This window comes from Zavarzinella sp. (assembly GCA_041399155.1).
Lineage (GTDB): Bacteria > Planctomycetota > Planctomycetia > Gemmatales > Gemmataceae > JAWKTI01.
On sequence record JAWKTI010000007.1, the window covers coordinates 204,006 to 219,311 of the forward strand.

Consider the following 15,306-nt stretch of genomic DNA (forward strand, 5'->3'; position numbering starts at 1 on the left):
CGCTTCGAATCCACTCCGCGACTCTGCTCAATCGCGGACCTCGTTAGGCGGCCGAGGGCTTCAGACGTTCCCGATGAAACAAGCTGAGAAACAGAGGCTCACGGCACTTACCCGCGACGCCGTCGCCCAACTAACCACCTGCCCCTCGAAGGTTAAGGAGCACGCTGAGAAGGTCGCGGCCCGGTACTCGCCGACGAATGCCGAGCAGTACCGGAAGCTGTCCGAGATCGTCTGGTGGCTCATCGCAGTCGACTGCGTCGAGGATGCGCTGGGCTTGCTGGATGCGATCTGCGAGGTGGACGACAATTACTACTGGATGTTCCACGCACTTGGGAGCGCCTTCGCGACACGAGCGTGGCTCCGAGCGAGGTACGAGCAGGTGGCGGCCGCGCGGGAGGATGCCCTGACTGCCCTCCATTGGATCGGGCGTGACCCGAACTCCAAGGCGATAACCGAATCCGAGGTCCGCGGGGCGCTGGAGCGGTTCGACGGATGGCTGGAGCGGGCCGCAGGCGAGCGGGGAACGGTGACGGCCTTGCACGTTCTCTCCCACGCACTGCGGGTTCTGGTCATGTATCAACAGTTTGCCGTGGCGGGCGATTCCGCCGCCAAGGCGATTCCGCCGGGCGAGTTTACCGCGCGGCTGGAGTCCGGCGTCCAGACGCTGCATCGTCGGATCAACAGTTGGTGAGGCCGCAGACGCCGCCCCAGGAACTTCCCCAGCTGAAGACTAACGGTTTAATTCAACTCACTTAAATTATTTCATCTGTGAAAGCTAAAAGTGCTTATTCAACGCGCAAAGATAGCGTCTGACGTGGGTATCTTTTGCAAAAATTCCCCCAGACCTGTTCTTCATAAAATTGTCAAAAACCTGCTCTTTCCATTCACGCAACAGTGGGTTCCACCTTTTTCAACTCATACTCCAGCACTTTTACCAGACGGTGCAACTGTTTTTCGTGACGGGCATTTACTTCCGCAGCAAAAGATCATTCCTGCTAATTCGTGGAATCTCCCTCACATGCAAAAGAAAAGGAGGGGAATTCAATTTTCCCATGTTGCTTCAGGCACGAAGTGCCGTCTAGGAAAAGCCCGGTCCGTGAGGGCCATTGGTGTGAAGGTCTTGAACTGCTGGGAGGATTTGGCTAAGTTCTTTAAGAGTAAGGTTTTATGTTTTGTCAAGGATTGACAGATGACTTCAAATTCATTCGCTTCAGAGGCTTTATCACGCCTACCTTTAGCCGAAGCCGCTTTCCTCATGCTTGATGACATTTTCCAAAATAATACGCTTGAAGCGATCTATCAATCAAATCGTGGACGCACCTACACTCGTATTTTGACATTCTCTTCATTTTTCCAATTGTTGCGAGATTCACTGATTTCTCCCGATCACTCTGCCAGGGCTCGTCTGATCGATGCATCTGAAAACGGTGAATTGCCTACATCGCTCAAAGCGTTTTATGACAAATTAGCGCATATGCCGCCAGAGGTTGGGGCGGGGCTCCTTTCGCATTCCTATCGGGCTATTTCAAAGCTTTTGCCAAGAAAAATGACTTCTAAATTACCAAAATCTCTTTGCAAACTTACTGTTGTCGCCGTTGATGGCAAAGTAATTAAGCATACGATGCGCGCCTTCTTCCTTTAAGAATAAGCAAGCAAAATGCATCAAAATTGCTTGGAGGGAAAGCACTTGTTGCAGTGAATCTGAGTACTGGTCTGGTAATGGAAATGGCTTCGGAATTGGATGGAGAAGCAAGTGAAACACGCTTGTTAGCTCCACTTTTGCAACAGCTGAAAGACCATTGCGGCGAGAAATTAATTGTGGCGGATCGATGCTATGGTTTCTACAAGCATATTGCAATGATCAAGGATGACGGGTGCCATTTTGTTTTACGAGTTGCAAGCATTACCCAATTTATTCAAGATCCGAAAAACCAGCGAGAATTGGCAAAGACCGATATGGCCGAAAACTTATCGAAGAACATGGCTGGATCACAAGTCAAAAGAATACGAAATTGATCGCAGTACGCCGACTGAGCATTATCCGCGATAAAGTGCAGATACAACTACTAACAGACCTGACCGATTCGAAACGATACCCTGCAGACGACATCGCAGAGATATATCGCTATCGTTGGGATATTGAGCGTGTATACGCGACGATTACAAAAGTGTTTCAGTTGCGTCACTTGATAGGTACCAGTCCAGAGGCTGGTTTAATACAAGCATCGCTTTGCCTCATTTTATTTAACATTACAGAAGCAATCAAATGGCATATTTCGGTCGGAAACGGAAAGAAAATAGATGAAGTATCTGGCGAAATGCTCTGGCGAGATATCCGAGATGAGGTGATGGCCGCAACGCGATTGCTTCGAACGCGCGATGTGCAGATGCTGCTTCAAGGGATCAAACAAGAAGTGGGGATATTAGAAAGACTAACTGAATTATTGGGCAATCTGTGGAAAAAGAAGTGGGCAAAAAGCAAAGTAGGGCGTACAGATCCTACAAAAATTCCAAATCCAAAACCCCAAAAACTGAAACAGACAACTTGCCACGATTCAGTCTTTAGGGTGATGAAGCGAGCAAAAAAATGATGTCCAAGACCTTCACATCAATGGTCCGTGAGGGCCGGGTAATATATGCCTACAATGTAGCAGGCCTGTAAGGCCGTCTGATTGCATTGAATCGAATCACCAAAATAATTTGTCGCAAAATTGAGTTTTAGACGGCCTTACAGGCCTTAGACTGTTTTTCTGATAAACCCCCCAGGCCTTCCGGCCTGGGCTATACCTAGACGGCACTTCGTGCCTGCAGCAGGTTAACTGCCCGGTAGTTATAGCTACTTTGTTGTTAGCTTATATTTGCGTATCTACCCCGCGACTCGGCATGAGTTAAACCAAAATCATTTTGAAATTCGGTGTTTCTGGTATTGTTTGATCCAACCGCGGCTAACGCCGTCGGCTCACAATCCCAACCGAGGTTGGGTTTTAGACGGTTGTGTCTACAACCTTCATTCCCGCGAAGGCGGGAAACCAGTACTAAACACTTGAGTTGGCAACTCAACATCATTTTCTGTGAGCCGACGGCGGTAGCCGCGGTTTGCTTGATAGACGTTAAACCACCGATTTTCATATGAAATTGGGTTTAGATGAGAAATTTCACATCATTCCTGCACGGGCATGCAGACCTGTTCCAGAAGCGTTTCGCATTTTTCCTGAATCAGTTCTGCCAGGTTCGGCAGTGGGGTGCCTTCTGGCAGCGATTCCTTCATTCCCGCAATCCAGCGTGGGAAGGAATACATCGTGGACAATGACCCCACGGTGACCGGTTCTAACCGCACCATTTTGCCCGACCGTTCTGCTGTCTGCAGCAGGGTTTTGCTCTTGCCAGTCATCGTCAGGTCGTCTTCCGGTCGCAGCAGAATCAGGTGGTCGATAATCGCTGGTTCGGTGTTCAACACACTCAGTTTCACTTCCAGATCGCGTGGTTTGCCGGCACCTTTCGCCAAAAACAGGCCAATGCCCACTTTCCATGGCTGGCCATCTTTGCAGGTCCAGTGGGCAATGCTTACCACGCCGTAGGTGGGGTGTTCGCCGAAGGTATATTCGGGCACCACGTGCTGCAACCGCCATGGGCCCAGTTTTACCCCGTGGTCGAGGCAGGTCAGCAGGAATTCCCCCAGGCCCGCCTGGATTTCGCGGGTGGCACCGGTTAAGGCACCTTCCGGCATCAGTTTGCGGGAGGCAGATCGCTGTTCCTGTGCCAGTAATTCGCTGATCGTTTCCCGATCCAGCGTGGAGGCACTGGCGGCAATTTCCAGTTCCTGTTCGGTGATCACTTCGATCGATTTCACCGTCACCGCTTCCGGCACCATCGGTGCGACAGGTGCCACCACTTCCGGTTCGGAAATTGCTTCGATTTCCTCTGGAGCAATCGTTGTAACTTCCTGCTCTGCAACAACTTCCGTTTCCGGTGTGGGTGTGCTGACCACATTAGCCACACGGTTCACCAGGTGGGCCGAATTGTTCTCTTCCCCATACACCAGGTGGTCGAACAGGTGGCGACACTGCTGCAGCATATCCCGCAACGTGGGTTCGGTTGAAGCGATTCGGCGAATCTGCTCTTCCTTAAACGGATAGAGGGAATCGAAATCGCCGTAGTGCACCAATTCATTCAAACTGGCTTCCAAACGAGCCTCTACCACCTTACGCACCAGGTGCTCGGGTGGGGCTTCCAGTCGCAATGCCTTGATGGTGCCATGCTGAGGCACATGGACCGGGTTATTTAACCGATCCTGTATATAACCATCAAGTGATGGAACAAAGCGGTTCCACAGGCCCCGTTCGGCAAAAATCAGGAAGCAAAGACCGTCGATCTGGTGCATCACCTGAACGATGCCAGCGAAAAACGCTTCTGCCACGCGGTGGGCATCTTCATTCCGGCGAGCCAGCAGCAAATCTTCCAACTGGTCGAACGCCACCACGACAGGAGTTTTCAGGGCGCGAAATACTTCCATCATTACTTTAAACAGTGCCAGCACCAGATCCTGACGCGATGGCCGCACCTGAAATGGCATTTCCACAAATTCGTGGGTAAGGAAACTGGCCAGTTTCGATTCATCCCGCAACAGGTAGGAACGCGAGAAACCTTTGAAGATTTCCCGCCGCATCATGCCTGCGGTGTTGTGGGTTTCGGTGCTGTCGACGTACTTTTCGATTAATTCCTGCACTGCTTCCACCTTCAGGCCAGCTTCGGTGATTGCCTGATGGATCGGCAGCGATTTTTTCCCTAACTGCTTGTGGCCAGTGATGTTATCGATCAGCCATTGGGCGCGTTCCAGTGCCTGACTGTGGCCCAAACCAAGCTTTCTCGCCCACCGACCCAAGCCGGGTGCGGGGAACAGATCCAGTTTTTCTTCGGTGGTCAGACGGTGCAGGGCGTTGGCCAGCACGCGACGCACCACGTGTTCCCCCACGTAATCGAGTGGGCGGGCCCCACGTTGTTTGCCGCCACCCAGCAGGGTATCGATAATCTGGAACAGCAGGTATTCCAGAAAATCGGCGTCTTTCTGATAGACACCGGGGGTGACCAGTAATTGCCAGTCGCCATCCCCACCGTGCTTGATGGAGTGCAGCAAGTGGGTTTTACCCGCACCTTTGTTCCCCAGAATCGGCACCACTTCCGAGTGGGTCGTGGGGTCGTAGCGGTATAAATCGATGATTTGCAGCAATAATTCACGTTCCGCGGCATACAAATCCGGCACGTGAAACCTGGCGCAAACCTCATCGTCAGGGTTTCTGGCAAAATAATTGCGAAATGGGTTTCCGGCCCTTCGCAGTGCTTCCAATGCCCGTCCGTGGTTTGTTCCCGTCATCATGGTGCCAGCCATTGAACCCTCCCAGTTCATCAATCAGTTCTAATCCTTTTTTTCGACCAAATCGGCACGGGAACATCAGTGGAAGTTGCAGAAAGTGCGGTTAAAATCGTTAAATTGGGAATTCTGGGCATTTTGGAATGCGGTCAACGACTGAAAATATGCGTCAGCAAATCCCATATCTTTAGTAAATAGGATCATTGTTTGGAATTACGGAGCCAACTTGCCAGCATCCCCAGGTAAAGCAGAATCGGCTGCAAACAACCCTCCCACCAATCAATGGTGGGCTGTTGTCAATAAATTCTGGCATCGGAAATCCCGCGTAATCGCCATTTTCGCCAGTCTGGCGATCGCTGTACATCTTCTGCTTCGATTTGCGTTTGGTGCGGAGTTCGCCACCCACCAAATGCCTCTATGGATTACGCTAATCTTTGGTGGTGTTCCACTCGTGTGGGATCTGCTGCAAAAACTGCTTAAAGGCGACTTTGGCTCCGATCTGCTGGGTGGCATCTCCATTGTGACTTCCGTACTGCTGGGAGAATATCTGGCAGGTTCGATCATTGTGCTGATGCTTTCAGGTGGTGAAGCGCTGGAACAATATGCCTTGCGCAGTGCTTCATCGGTGCTGGCGGCACTGGCAAAACGCCTGCCTTCGATTGCCCACCGAAAGCGGACTGGGGAGATTGCCGATATTCCACTGGATGAAATCGACGTGGGTGACACGCTGGTCATCTACCCACATGATATCTGTCCAGTGGATGGAGAAGTGATCGAAGGCCATGGTGTGATGGATGAATCATTTCTGACAGGTGAACCATTTCAGATTACCAAAACATCCGGTTCGCCAGTGATCTCAGGTGCCATCAATGGTGAATTTGCCCTGACCATCCGTGCAACAAAGCGAGCGGTGGACTCTCGCTACGCCAAAATTATCGAAGTCATGCGGGAATCGGAATCCACCCGGCCCGAGTTACGGCGACTGGGGGATCGATTGGGTGCAATTTACACACCTGTTGCCCTGAGTGTTGCCCTGATCGCCTGGCTGATCAGTGGGGAAGCGATCCGTTTTCTGGCGGTGCTGGTGATTGCGACACCCTGCCCACTGCTGATTGCGATTCCGATTACGATCATCGGTTCCATTTCGCTGTGTGCACGGCGGGCCATCATCATTAAAAGCCCACTGGCACTGGAACGGATTTCTGAATGTCGGACGGCGATTTTTGATAAAACCGGCACGCTGACTTACGGCGAGCCAGGCCTGACGGAACAATTCGTTGCACCCGGTTTTCAACAAAAAGAACTGTTGACTCTGCTTGCCAGTCTGGAACGATATTCCAAACATCCTCTGGCCAGTGCCATTCTGAATGAAGCGACCTCACAGGGAATTTCGCTGCTGGAAGCCAGTAATGTGGCAGAACTGCCTGGCCAGGGGCTGCGTGGTACCGTTGCAGGGAATACTGTCCTGGTCACCAGTCGAAAAAAATTACTGGCGCAGCAATTTGCCGGAGTAGAGAACCTCCCACCGAATGCTGGTGGGCTGGAATGTGTGGTCGTGGTCGATGATCAGTTTGCCGCACTGTTTCGGTTTCGGGATGCCCCACGTGCCGAGAGCCATTCCTTTGTCAGCCATCTGGGGCCCAGGCACCAGTTCACGCGGGTGATGATTGTATCTGGGGATCGCGAATCGGAAGTGAAATATCTGGCAGAACAGGTGGGGATCACGGAACTGCATGCCCAGAAAAGTCCGGAAGAAAAACTGGCGATTGTGCGGCAGGAAACCAGTGCAGCAAAAACGCTTTATGTGGGTGATGGCATCAACGATGCGCCCGCAATGATGGCTGCCACAGTGGGGATGTCCATCGGCCAGAACAGCGATGTGACAGCCGAAGCGGCCAGCGTGGTGGTGATGGATAACTCGCTGCAGAAAGTGGATGAGTTTATGCATATCAGCCGCCGGATGCGAATTATTGCTCTGCAGTGCGCTGTCGGCGGCATGGCATTGAGCATCATTGGGATGTTGTTCGCCGCAGCAGGGTATTTAAGCCCCGTTACTGGGGCCATTTTGCAGGAAATCATCGATGTGCTTGCGGTTATGAATGCTCTACGTGCGGCCTGGCCTCCAAAGGTCCTCCACGACCTGCATTAATCCAATCCGCGGTTAGCGGCATCGAACCGTAAGCGCCAGTGACATAATAACTGTGTTAGCAGTGGTTGCCTTCATAGCCCGCAGCGCAAGCAAGGGAGTTTCTTATTTATCCCACGCAAAGACGCGAAGACGCAAAGCGAAAACAACAATCATACGAGCGAGAAATATAGAACTGCCGGTGTCACTTTGCCATCACGAGCTGGTGCGTGAGCGGAGGACAATTACTGGATGTGCCGCAGCCCACACTAATTGTGGATTGTCTTTCCTGATATGATGGCACATCTGTACATACCTTCCCTGCAGGGAGCCTTGTCAAGCGTTAAAAACAAACTATGTTAATAGATTAGGTTCGAATATGACAGCCAGGAGCTCTACGATGCCGCGTAAGAAAAAGTCTGCCGACAATCCGGACATCGATGATGAATTGGATGAAGAGCTTGATGAGACTGAAGAAGTCGATGAGCTTGATGATGATATCGACATCGAAGACGATGACATCGACGAAGAAGATATAGATATCGATGATGAAGATCTCGACGAAGAGATTATCGATCCCATCGAAGATGAGGATGAAGACGAGGATCGTCCGAAAAAGAAGAAAAAGCCCAAAGCCAAAGCCGCACCCAAGAAGCCACGTGCGTCCAAGAAGAATCAGCGCATGAAGGCAGTGTGGGTGGTGTACGATAACTCGAACAAATCGGTCGAAACTTACCCGTACAACCAGAAAGAAGCGGCAGAGCAGTATATTGTGGAAAAGACCGATGAAAAGAAATCGTTCTTCCTGCAACTGGTCAAAGTTCCTCTCGAAGAAAAGAAATAACCTTTCCCGATCGGCTCCTCAACGATCGTTCGCCCTTGCCACAGTTCTGCGACAATCAAATTAGTGGTTTAATTTTCAGTATTTTTCAATTTTAGTGAAACTTTTTCTACTCTTTGTGCGTCTTAATACTGTTCATAATTCCAATTCATGGAATTTATGACCAGTTGATGAGAGAATATTCATGAGTGAAAATTCATTAAAGCCAGGTGCGGTCCCAAAATTCGATTCCCCTTCACCAATTTCACCTTTTCGGCTATTCCACCACGGGTGGCTGTTGTGGAGTGGGTAATTGTGGACAAATTCTCCTGGCGAATTGGTGGTTGGGCATTCTGTTGCTTCTTCTGGGTGGCACTTGTCGCTCCTGCGGCAGATCGCATCCACGAAAACAGCTTTTCCGGGAAACGTGTCAGCTTCATTCGTGGTGCGGAAAACGTCAAGCTCACTGAAAAGACGCACGAGCTTTCCGAAACACGCACCCGCAGCTTGCCCACCTCGGAACATATTGTGGTCAGCACCATTGTGAATCGTGCGGGGGGCACCTACGCCTATTACTATTACCCCACGCCGAAAGCATTGGTCAGCGAAGAACTGACTGCCGCACTGTGGGTGCATTCCAACAAACCGGGAGTACGGTTACTGATGCGGCTGGTGCTGCCCAAAGAACGCAACCCAAACCGCATTGAAGAACCACTGACCACGGTAGTGCAGGTGGATACCTACAAAGGACCGGCAGGGGGCTGGCAACGCCTGACCTTGCGTCGGCCACTGGACCTGTTGCAGGCGGAAAAAACGGCTCTGCAACTGAAACTGAAAAAGCCCATCGACACCACTGGTGCGTACGTCGATCAATTGCTTTTGGATCTGCATACTGGCCCAGGCGAAACCGAAGTCTATCTGGATAATCTGGAAATCTCGCCAGTGGAATCAGAGCCAATTGTCAAGGATCCGAAAATCAACCCACCTGTGAAGACCCATCTGGCAATCCCGGTGGCGTTTGATCGCAATCGGATTCTGGTGGGCAATAAGCAGTTTCTGCCCAGGTTTATCCGTTATACTGGTATCCCACTGTCGGTGATCCATGCTTCGGGCATGAATTCACTTTATGTGGATGGCACCGCACCGAAAGATGTGCTGGAAAACGCGATCAACAACTATCAGTTCTGGCTGATTGCGAATCTGGCCCCTCTGATGCCAAAGGAAAACCCCCGCGTGCCGGGTGTGCTGATGGCCAACGATACCGATACGCTCATTGGGGCAATCAGCAAGTTCCAATCGCTCGATGGCGTGCTCTACTGGGACCTGGGATCACTGGAAAAGAAGGATCTCTCTTCCGTGATTACCACCACCGAAGCGATTCGACGTGCCGACCCACTGCGACCGATTGCGGGCGATATCTGGGATGGCAACGAATCTTTTTCCAGTGCATTGAATTTGACAGGCTTTCACCGGATGCCCCTTCATAGCACAATGGAGCTGGATAATTATGCTCAATGGATGCAGGAAAGACAACGCCTGGCAATTGGTTCGCGATTTTCCTGGACGTGGATACAAACCCACATGCCGGAACATCAGTTGCGAATGCTCTACCAGAAAGGCAGCGATGATCGATTTGACCATCCTGTGGGGCCCGCACCCGAACAGATTCGCCTGCTGACTTATCTGGCAGTGGCGAACGGCATGAAGGGATTGGGCTTCTGGTCCGATCGCTTTCTTGGAGATGCCTTAACCGGCAAGAGCCGCATGCTGCAACTGGCACTGCTCAATCAGGAATTGGAAATGCTGCAGCCAGTGCTGCTGACTGCGAATGGTCGCCCGGAATGGATTACCACTTCTGATCCAAATGTACGTGCGGCAGTGATCCGCAGTCCGAAAGGAATTCTGGTGCTGCCAATCTGGATTGGTAGTGGTTCGCAGTGCGTGCCACCTCAGGGGGCAGTGAAGAACCTGAAAATTGTGGTGCCACAAGTGCCCGATGGCACCGCACCGTGGGAAATAACGCCTGTGCGTGTGCAATCAATCCACGCAAACACCCGCGTGGTACCAGGTGGGATGGAAGTTACCATTGCAGAATTCGATCTGACCAGCCTGGTGGTATTTACCGGCGACCTGCAAACAGGTGGCTGGATTGAAAACTGGCAGAACCATACGAAACGGATTCGTTCCCACGCTGCATCGTGGGCGTGCGATCTGGCAGAAGAACAATATCGGCAGACGGTGTTCACCCACGAATTGTTAAAGGGGCGGGCACCAAAGGTAGAAAAGGCGGAGTATCTGTTGCATGATGCCTACAAGCGATTGTTGCAGGCTCAGCGGGATCGCCAGGGTGGCAACGATGAATCGGCCTATCTGGAAGCGATGCGTGTGCTGCGGCCATTGCGGGTATTGCAGAGAATATATTGGGACGATGCCACTGCCAGCACCACGTATGCGGGGGCTAGTCCGTTTGCCATCAGTTATCACACGCTGCCACAGCACTGGGAGTTGGCCCGGCAGGTATATGCCAGCGAAACTGGACAGAACCTGTTGCCCACCGGGAACTTTGACCATCTGCTCCCACGTGGGAAAGAAATTGATGTCAAAGATTTGATAGGTTGGGAGGTGCAACAACTTACCAACGATCCAGTAGTGATGCGTGCTTCGCTGATCGAGGCTTCCAGTGTTGAAGACCCAAAACCAGTTCGCGATACCACGCGATTGCCTTATGATCCTACCAGTCCGTTGAAGAAATCGTTCCCACCAGAAGACCCCCGGCCTAACCTGGGGCAAACGGTGCTGAAGTTGGAGATGCTGCCCAAGCCCGTGCCGAAGGTGGAAGGTGAAGACCCACCTTACGAACCATTGGCACTGGATAAATCGTTTCTTTCGGTCACTTCACCGGAAATTCGCCACGCACCTGGACAGTGGGTGCGAATCACCGGCTGGATGAAGATACCCGCAGGTATCCGTGCCAGTGCGGATGGAGCAATGATCTACGATTCTGTCGGTGGGGAAACGCTGGCAGTCCGCCAACGCGGGCCATCCACCTGGAAGAAATTTGTGCTATACCGCCAGGTGCCAGCAAATGGTTCGATCCGAGTGCGCCTGGCACTGACGGGCATGGGAACCGCCTACTTCGACCAGATTCAGGTAGAACCCCTGATCTTCCGAAAGTAGCGGCACCACGGATCCTCGACCGGAAAGTGGCGTGTCTCCCACAGGAATAAATACGCGCGGGTTTCGAGTAATTGTGATTATGGCTGTTTAATGCTTATTGTCTTTTGGCCCTGAAGGGGCCATTCTGTCAGCCCAGGGTGAGCGAAGCGAGCCCTGGGAAAAGAATTTACCATACCCGCGGCCCTGAAGGGGCCGTTCAAAATGGGTCTAAGTTCTGATTAAATCTGTTTGATTCATCACTTCGAATTTGAACGGCCCCTACAGGGCCGAAGATTTTTTGTGTATGTTACCCAGGGCTCGCTTCGCTCACCCTGGGCTGGTAGAATCGACACCTTCAGTGTCGAAGACAATTCAAGCAAGTGCAAGAGTTGCAGAACTAAAAAATGATACCGGCAATTAAACTGTGACAAAGCACGATAGAAGATTTTTCGGTCAATTAAATCGCACGACTCCTAATCGCTTAAACCTTTATTAGTCATCCGTGGTGCTGAATACGGTACAGAGAGCCTTGCAGTCGGATACCACCTGGTTCACCTGCTTTCACCACCGATTGTTCATAGCGGAAGCCATTTCTCACCAGAGTTTCCCGAAAAAAGCCTGCGGGCGTGCGATCCTGATCGGTGAATAATGCGATCCCACCTGGGGCGAGCATTACTTTCAGCAGCCCCACCAGTGGTTCAATATTCCGCATTTCGTAAGTCAGATCTGCCCCCAGAATCACCGAAAACTGCTGATCGGGCCATGGGAAACGCCAATCGAGTGGTTTTGTCTGAAAATCGAACAGTTTATTTTTTCTGGCGTTCTGCTCAACAAACTTCAGTGGTGCCAGATCGTAGTCGGTGAAAGTGACATGCAGACCGCACGCCAAGGCGGTCAGACCTGGGATTCCCAGGCCGCACCCCAGCTCCAGGGCATGTAGTTTGTTCTCTTTATGGGGGAAACGAGACCAGTCTTCTTTGGCAACAGATTTCGCCAGCATGCGGCTGGCAGGCCACAAATCGGCCCAGTAAGGCATGTAATCGTCCACTTCGTGGGCCGCACGCACCAGCGGGTCGTCCAGCAGTTCATATGAATCGGCGGGGCGGGTGATGTGAAAGCGAAATCGATCGATGATGACGATCTCGGTGGTATGTTCACTGATCGCTGCTGCTGGCGTTTCCACAATCTGTGGTTCAGTGGGGGTGGGTTCCGGCTTATTGCCGGGTGCATCATAACGTAAACGCATTCAAGAACCGTTTGCAGAAATCACTTGTGGTGTATGTCCCATTGCCCGCAATTCTTCCACGACGGCCTGCACGCGACCAGGCCGCACCAGCAGCACACGGTCTGTTAATCGCCCTGCAACATCCAGTTGCAGTTTTTTGCGGGTCAGAATCTCTTCTACCAGCACTGGGTCGGAGGTGACCACTAACGACACGCGACGATGAACTTTCGCAGGGATTCGATTACCAGGTTGAGCCACAAGATACCTCAAAGAAGTCGACGGAAAGCAGCCAATTCGTTGATCAGGGTGGCTTCCAGTGCAGGATCACCGGGCAGGTCGCCAAAGCGGTTCCGGTAGTAGTATTCTACCACCCGCAGGGGAAGTGATGCAACTTCGGCCGTAAAATTCGGTTGCAACAGGAGTTGTGCCCGCACCGCGAACTCATGCCAGGTTTCCCCGGGTTCGATTTCGACATTGGCGGATCGCAGGATTTTTGCCATTTCCAGCACATAGTTTGGCAGTTTGGGATAACGGTGTTTGAGTTTTTGTCGGCGGCGAAACTGAACAAAATAAAGTCCATAAATGATGGCGGCAATCGCTGCAAGCACCACCCAGCCCGATTTGTCCACCACCCAGGTACGGAACTCGCCCCACGCCTTGGTGCGGGATTCCCGATCATAGGTCAGCACCAGCATCTGCAGCAATTCTTCACCTGCACGCCGTGTCTGTGCCAGAAATCCACCTGATTGCGTTTGAGGGTTGCCTGCATCCCCACCTGGTGTGGGTTCAAGCGTTGCCCATGCGAAGGGAGGGTATTGCACCGGGCGGCCTTCGCGATCACGCAAATTGGCATACTGTGGGTGTAACGGCAGAAATTTTGCATCCCCACGATAAGGCACCAGGATTTCCACCCAGGCGTGGGCATGTTCGCCACGAACTTCGTATCGACCGGGAGCTTTTTCTTCACATCCCAGGTAACCCATGACGACTCTGCTGGGAATACCAATTGATCGCACCATCAGGGCAAGGGATGATGCGAACCGCTGGCAATGGCCAGACTTGGAATTGAGCAGAAAGTCCATGATCGGATCAATCTTCCTGTCTGTACGAGTCAGATCGAGGGTGTAACGATAATCTCCCGCTGTGGACAGGTATGTGCTAAGCGCAGATGATATTTCCAGCCAGTCTTCAGGGTTCGGTCGTTCGCGGATGCGACTGACAGTGCCAGCCGACAGTTTTCCCTCCTGAGCAAGTTTTTCCAGAAGATTGATGGTGAATGGCTTCAACTCTTTAAGCGAATTCGGAATCGTCAGGAACATGTTGAACCGTGAGTTGATATCGAATCGGAAGGGGGTGCTCAATGCGGACGGCTGGTAAACCCACGATTGCTTATAGTTTTTGGTCGATTGACTGAATGTGCGTACGGGGCCACGAAAAGAACCGTCCTGTGCCTGAATCCAGTTGGAAAAGCGATTCAGCCGAACCCCACCCACTGGGCTTGGCTGGCCGGGAACCCAGTACACCGGACTTGCCAGTGGGTATGGGGTTTCATCTTCGGTCAGCATATTAAATGTCAACACGCGGGAATTCGGGCCGAGATCAGCTAATGTTGCAGGTTGAGGTTTATCCAGATCAGGTGTGGGGTTGTGCACCCGATCAATGATGTTGATTGTGGGTATCCGGGCGGGTTGCCAGGTACCATCATCATATTTGCTTAGCTCTGAAACTCGCCAGCGCATGTCCGGTGGCAGGTCCGAAATGGGATTGCCCTGCCTGTCCTGCACCGTCACTTCGAAGACCGGGTCGCGGTTCAACGATACAGAGCCAGTGCTGTTCAGATTCACTGGCCCATCTGTGATGCCTGTTGTCATCTGGCCACGGGTATTCATTCCCAGTTGCCAGCTATTGGGTGCTCGTGGGGTCAGCCAGAACAAGGGGACCGCCACCAGCAGCGCCAGCCCAAACGATTTGGCCACGGAACCTACCATGCTGATTTTCTGCCCACTGCTGCGAATTTCGGCTGCTGATTCGACACCTGCTTCACGTAACAGGTGGAAAGAGCGTAACGAACCGACCAGTACGAACAGGTAGATCAGTACCACCAGCAGGAAAATGCCATCCTGGGCCATCGCACAGGCTAATGCCACCGTCAGCATGCTCAGCCCAAACATCGCCCAGTAGTCGCCCATGTGCTTGGGACGAAACATTTTCATTGGCAGCAACAGCACCAGTACAGGTGCGACAAATGGCAGATAGCTGGCGGGCCAGGGGAGAATTTCGCCAAGACCGGTGGGTGGGCGTAAGGTCAGTTGCCATAATGCCCACAATCCGAGCAGTCCAAACAAAACAAAGCCCACAATATTGGCATTTTTCAGGCTGAGTTCGAAACGACCTTCCATGAAATAAGCAATTCCGAGCAGTATCATCGAAATGATGCAGGCCACTGGTATATCAATCAGCAGGTCCGACCCTGATACCATGATTGCAAACACTGCCAGCATCAGGGTAAGATACATACCTGTGCGAAAGGTTCGAAGTAACGGCATGCAGACTCTTCCTTCGTGGTGCAGTGCGACAAGACCATTTTAGTGCAATTCGCGTGATTTGTCAGA

11 protein-coding genes are annotated in these 15,306 nt (G+C 52.0%); 7 read left to right on the plus strand and 4 right to left on the minus strand.

Annotation, left to right across the window (positions count from 1 at the left end):
* Positions 1 to 73 precede the first annotated feature (73 nt).
* The 4 genes from R3B84_24245 (at position 74) to R3B84_24260 (ending at position 2,591) form a co-directional block, all read left to right on the plus strand.
* Positions 74 to 691, plus strand: coding sequence for a hypothetical protein (locus R3B84_24245; protein ID MEZ6143687.1), 618 nt, complete (start codon positions 74 to 76; stop codon positions 689 to 691).
* A 498-nt stretch (positions 692 to 1,189) separates the two neighbouring features.
* The gene (locus tag R3B84_24250; GenBank protein MEZ6143688.1) at positions 1,190 to 1,642 is read left to right on the plus strand and encodes a hypothetical protein; all 453 of its coding nucleotides are present in this window, start codon (positions 1,190 to 1,192) and stop codon (positions 1,640 to 1,642) included.
* Between the two features lie 26 nt (positions 1,643 to 1,668).
* The gene (locus tag R3B84_24255) at positions 1,669 to 2,016 is read left to right on the plus strand and encodes a transposase (protein ID MEZ6143689.1); all 348 of its coding nucleotides are present in this window, start codon (positions 1,669 to 1,671) and stop codon (positions 2,014 to 2,016) included.
* Positions 2,013 to 2,591 carry a transposase gene (locus tag R3B84_24260; GenBank protein MEZ6143690.1) on the plus strand — a complete coding sequence of 193 codons (579 nt, stop codon included), beginning with the start codon at positions 2,013 to 2,015 and terminating at the stop codon, positions 2,589 to 2,591. The genes R3B84_24255 and R3B84_24260 overlap by 4 nt, the downstream gene beginning before the upstream one ends.
* A 569-nt stretch (positions 2,592 to 3,160) precedes the next feature.
* On the opposite strand, the gene R3B84_24265 is transcribed toward R3B84_24260, so the two are convergent.
* Entirely contained in the window at positions 3,161 to 5,386 is a 2,226-nt protein-coding gene (locus R3B84_24265) for a hypothetical protein (GenBank protein MEZ6143691.1), read from the minus strand.
* Between the two features lie 208 nt (positions 5,387 to 5,594).
* Here R3B84_24265 and R3B84_24270 point away from each other — a divergent pair, with 208 nt between their 5' ends.
* The 3 genes from R3B84_24270 to R3B84_24280 all read left to right on the plus strand — a co-directional run bounded on the left by R3B84_24270 (position 5,595) and on the right by R3B84_24280 (position 11,490).
* The gene (locus tag R3B84_24270) at positions 5,595 to 7,517 is read left to right on the plus strand and encodes a heavy metal translocating P-type ATPase (GenBank protein MEZ6143692.1); all 1,923 of its coding nucleotides are present in this window, start codon (positions 5,595 to 5,597) and stop codon (positions 7,515 to 7,517) included.
* Between the two features lie 376 nt (positions 7,518 to 7,893).
* Positions 7,894 to 8,337, plus strand: coding sequence for a hypothetical protein (locus R3B84_24275; GenBank protein MEZ6143693.1), 444 nt, complete (start codon positions 7,894 to 7,896; stop codon positions 8,335 to 8,337).
* A 291-nt stretch (positions 8,338 to 8,628) separates the two neighbouring features.
* Positions 8,629 to 11,490 carry a hypothetical protein gene (locus R3B84_24280; protein ID MEZ6143694.1) on the plus strand — a complete coding sequence of 954 codons (2,862 nt, stop codon included), beginning with the start codon at positions 8,629 to 8,631 and terminating at the stop codon, positions 11,488 to 11,490.
* 475 nt (positions 11,491 to 11,965) lie between these two features.
* Here R3B84_24280 and R3B84_24285 read toward each other — a convergent pair whose 3' ends face one another.
* From R3B84_24285 to R3B84_24295, 3 genes are read right to left on the minus strand one after another with little or no spacing between them, the layout of a single operon-like run.
* Positions 11,966 to 12,715, minus strand: coding sequence for a methyltransferase domain-containing protein (locus tag R3B84_24285; GenBank protein ID MEZ6143695.1), 750 nt, complete (start codon positions 12,713 to 12,715; stop codon positions 11,966 to 11,968).
* Positions 12,716 to 12,952 (minus strand): hypothetical protein, encoded by a 237-nt coding sequence (locus tag R3B84_24290; protein MEZ6143696.1) that lies wholly within the window; start codon positions 12,950 to 12,952, stop codon positions 12,716 to 12,718.
* An 8-nt stretch (positions 12,953 to 12,960) separates the two neighbouring features.
* A complete protein-coding gene (locus tag R3B84_24295; GenBank protein MEZ6143697.1) occupies positions 12,961 to 15,240 on the minus strand; it encodes a DUF3488 and transglutaminase-like domain-containing protein in 2,280 nt (759 codons plus the stop codon).
* Positions 15,241 to 15,306: the final 66 nt, after the last annotated feature.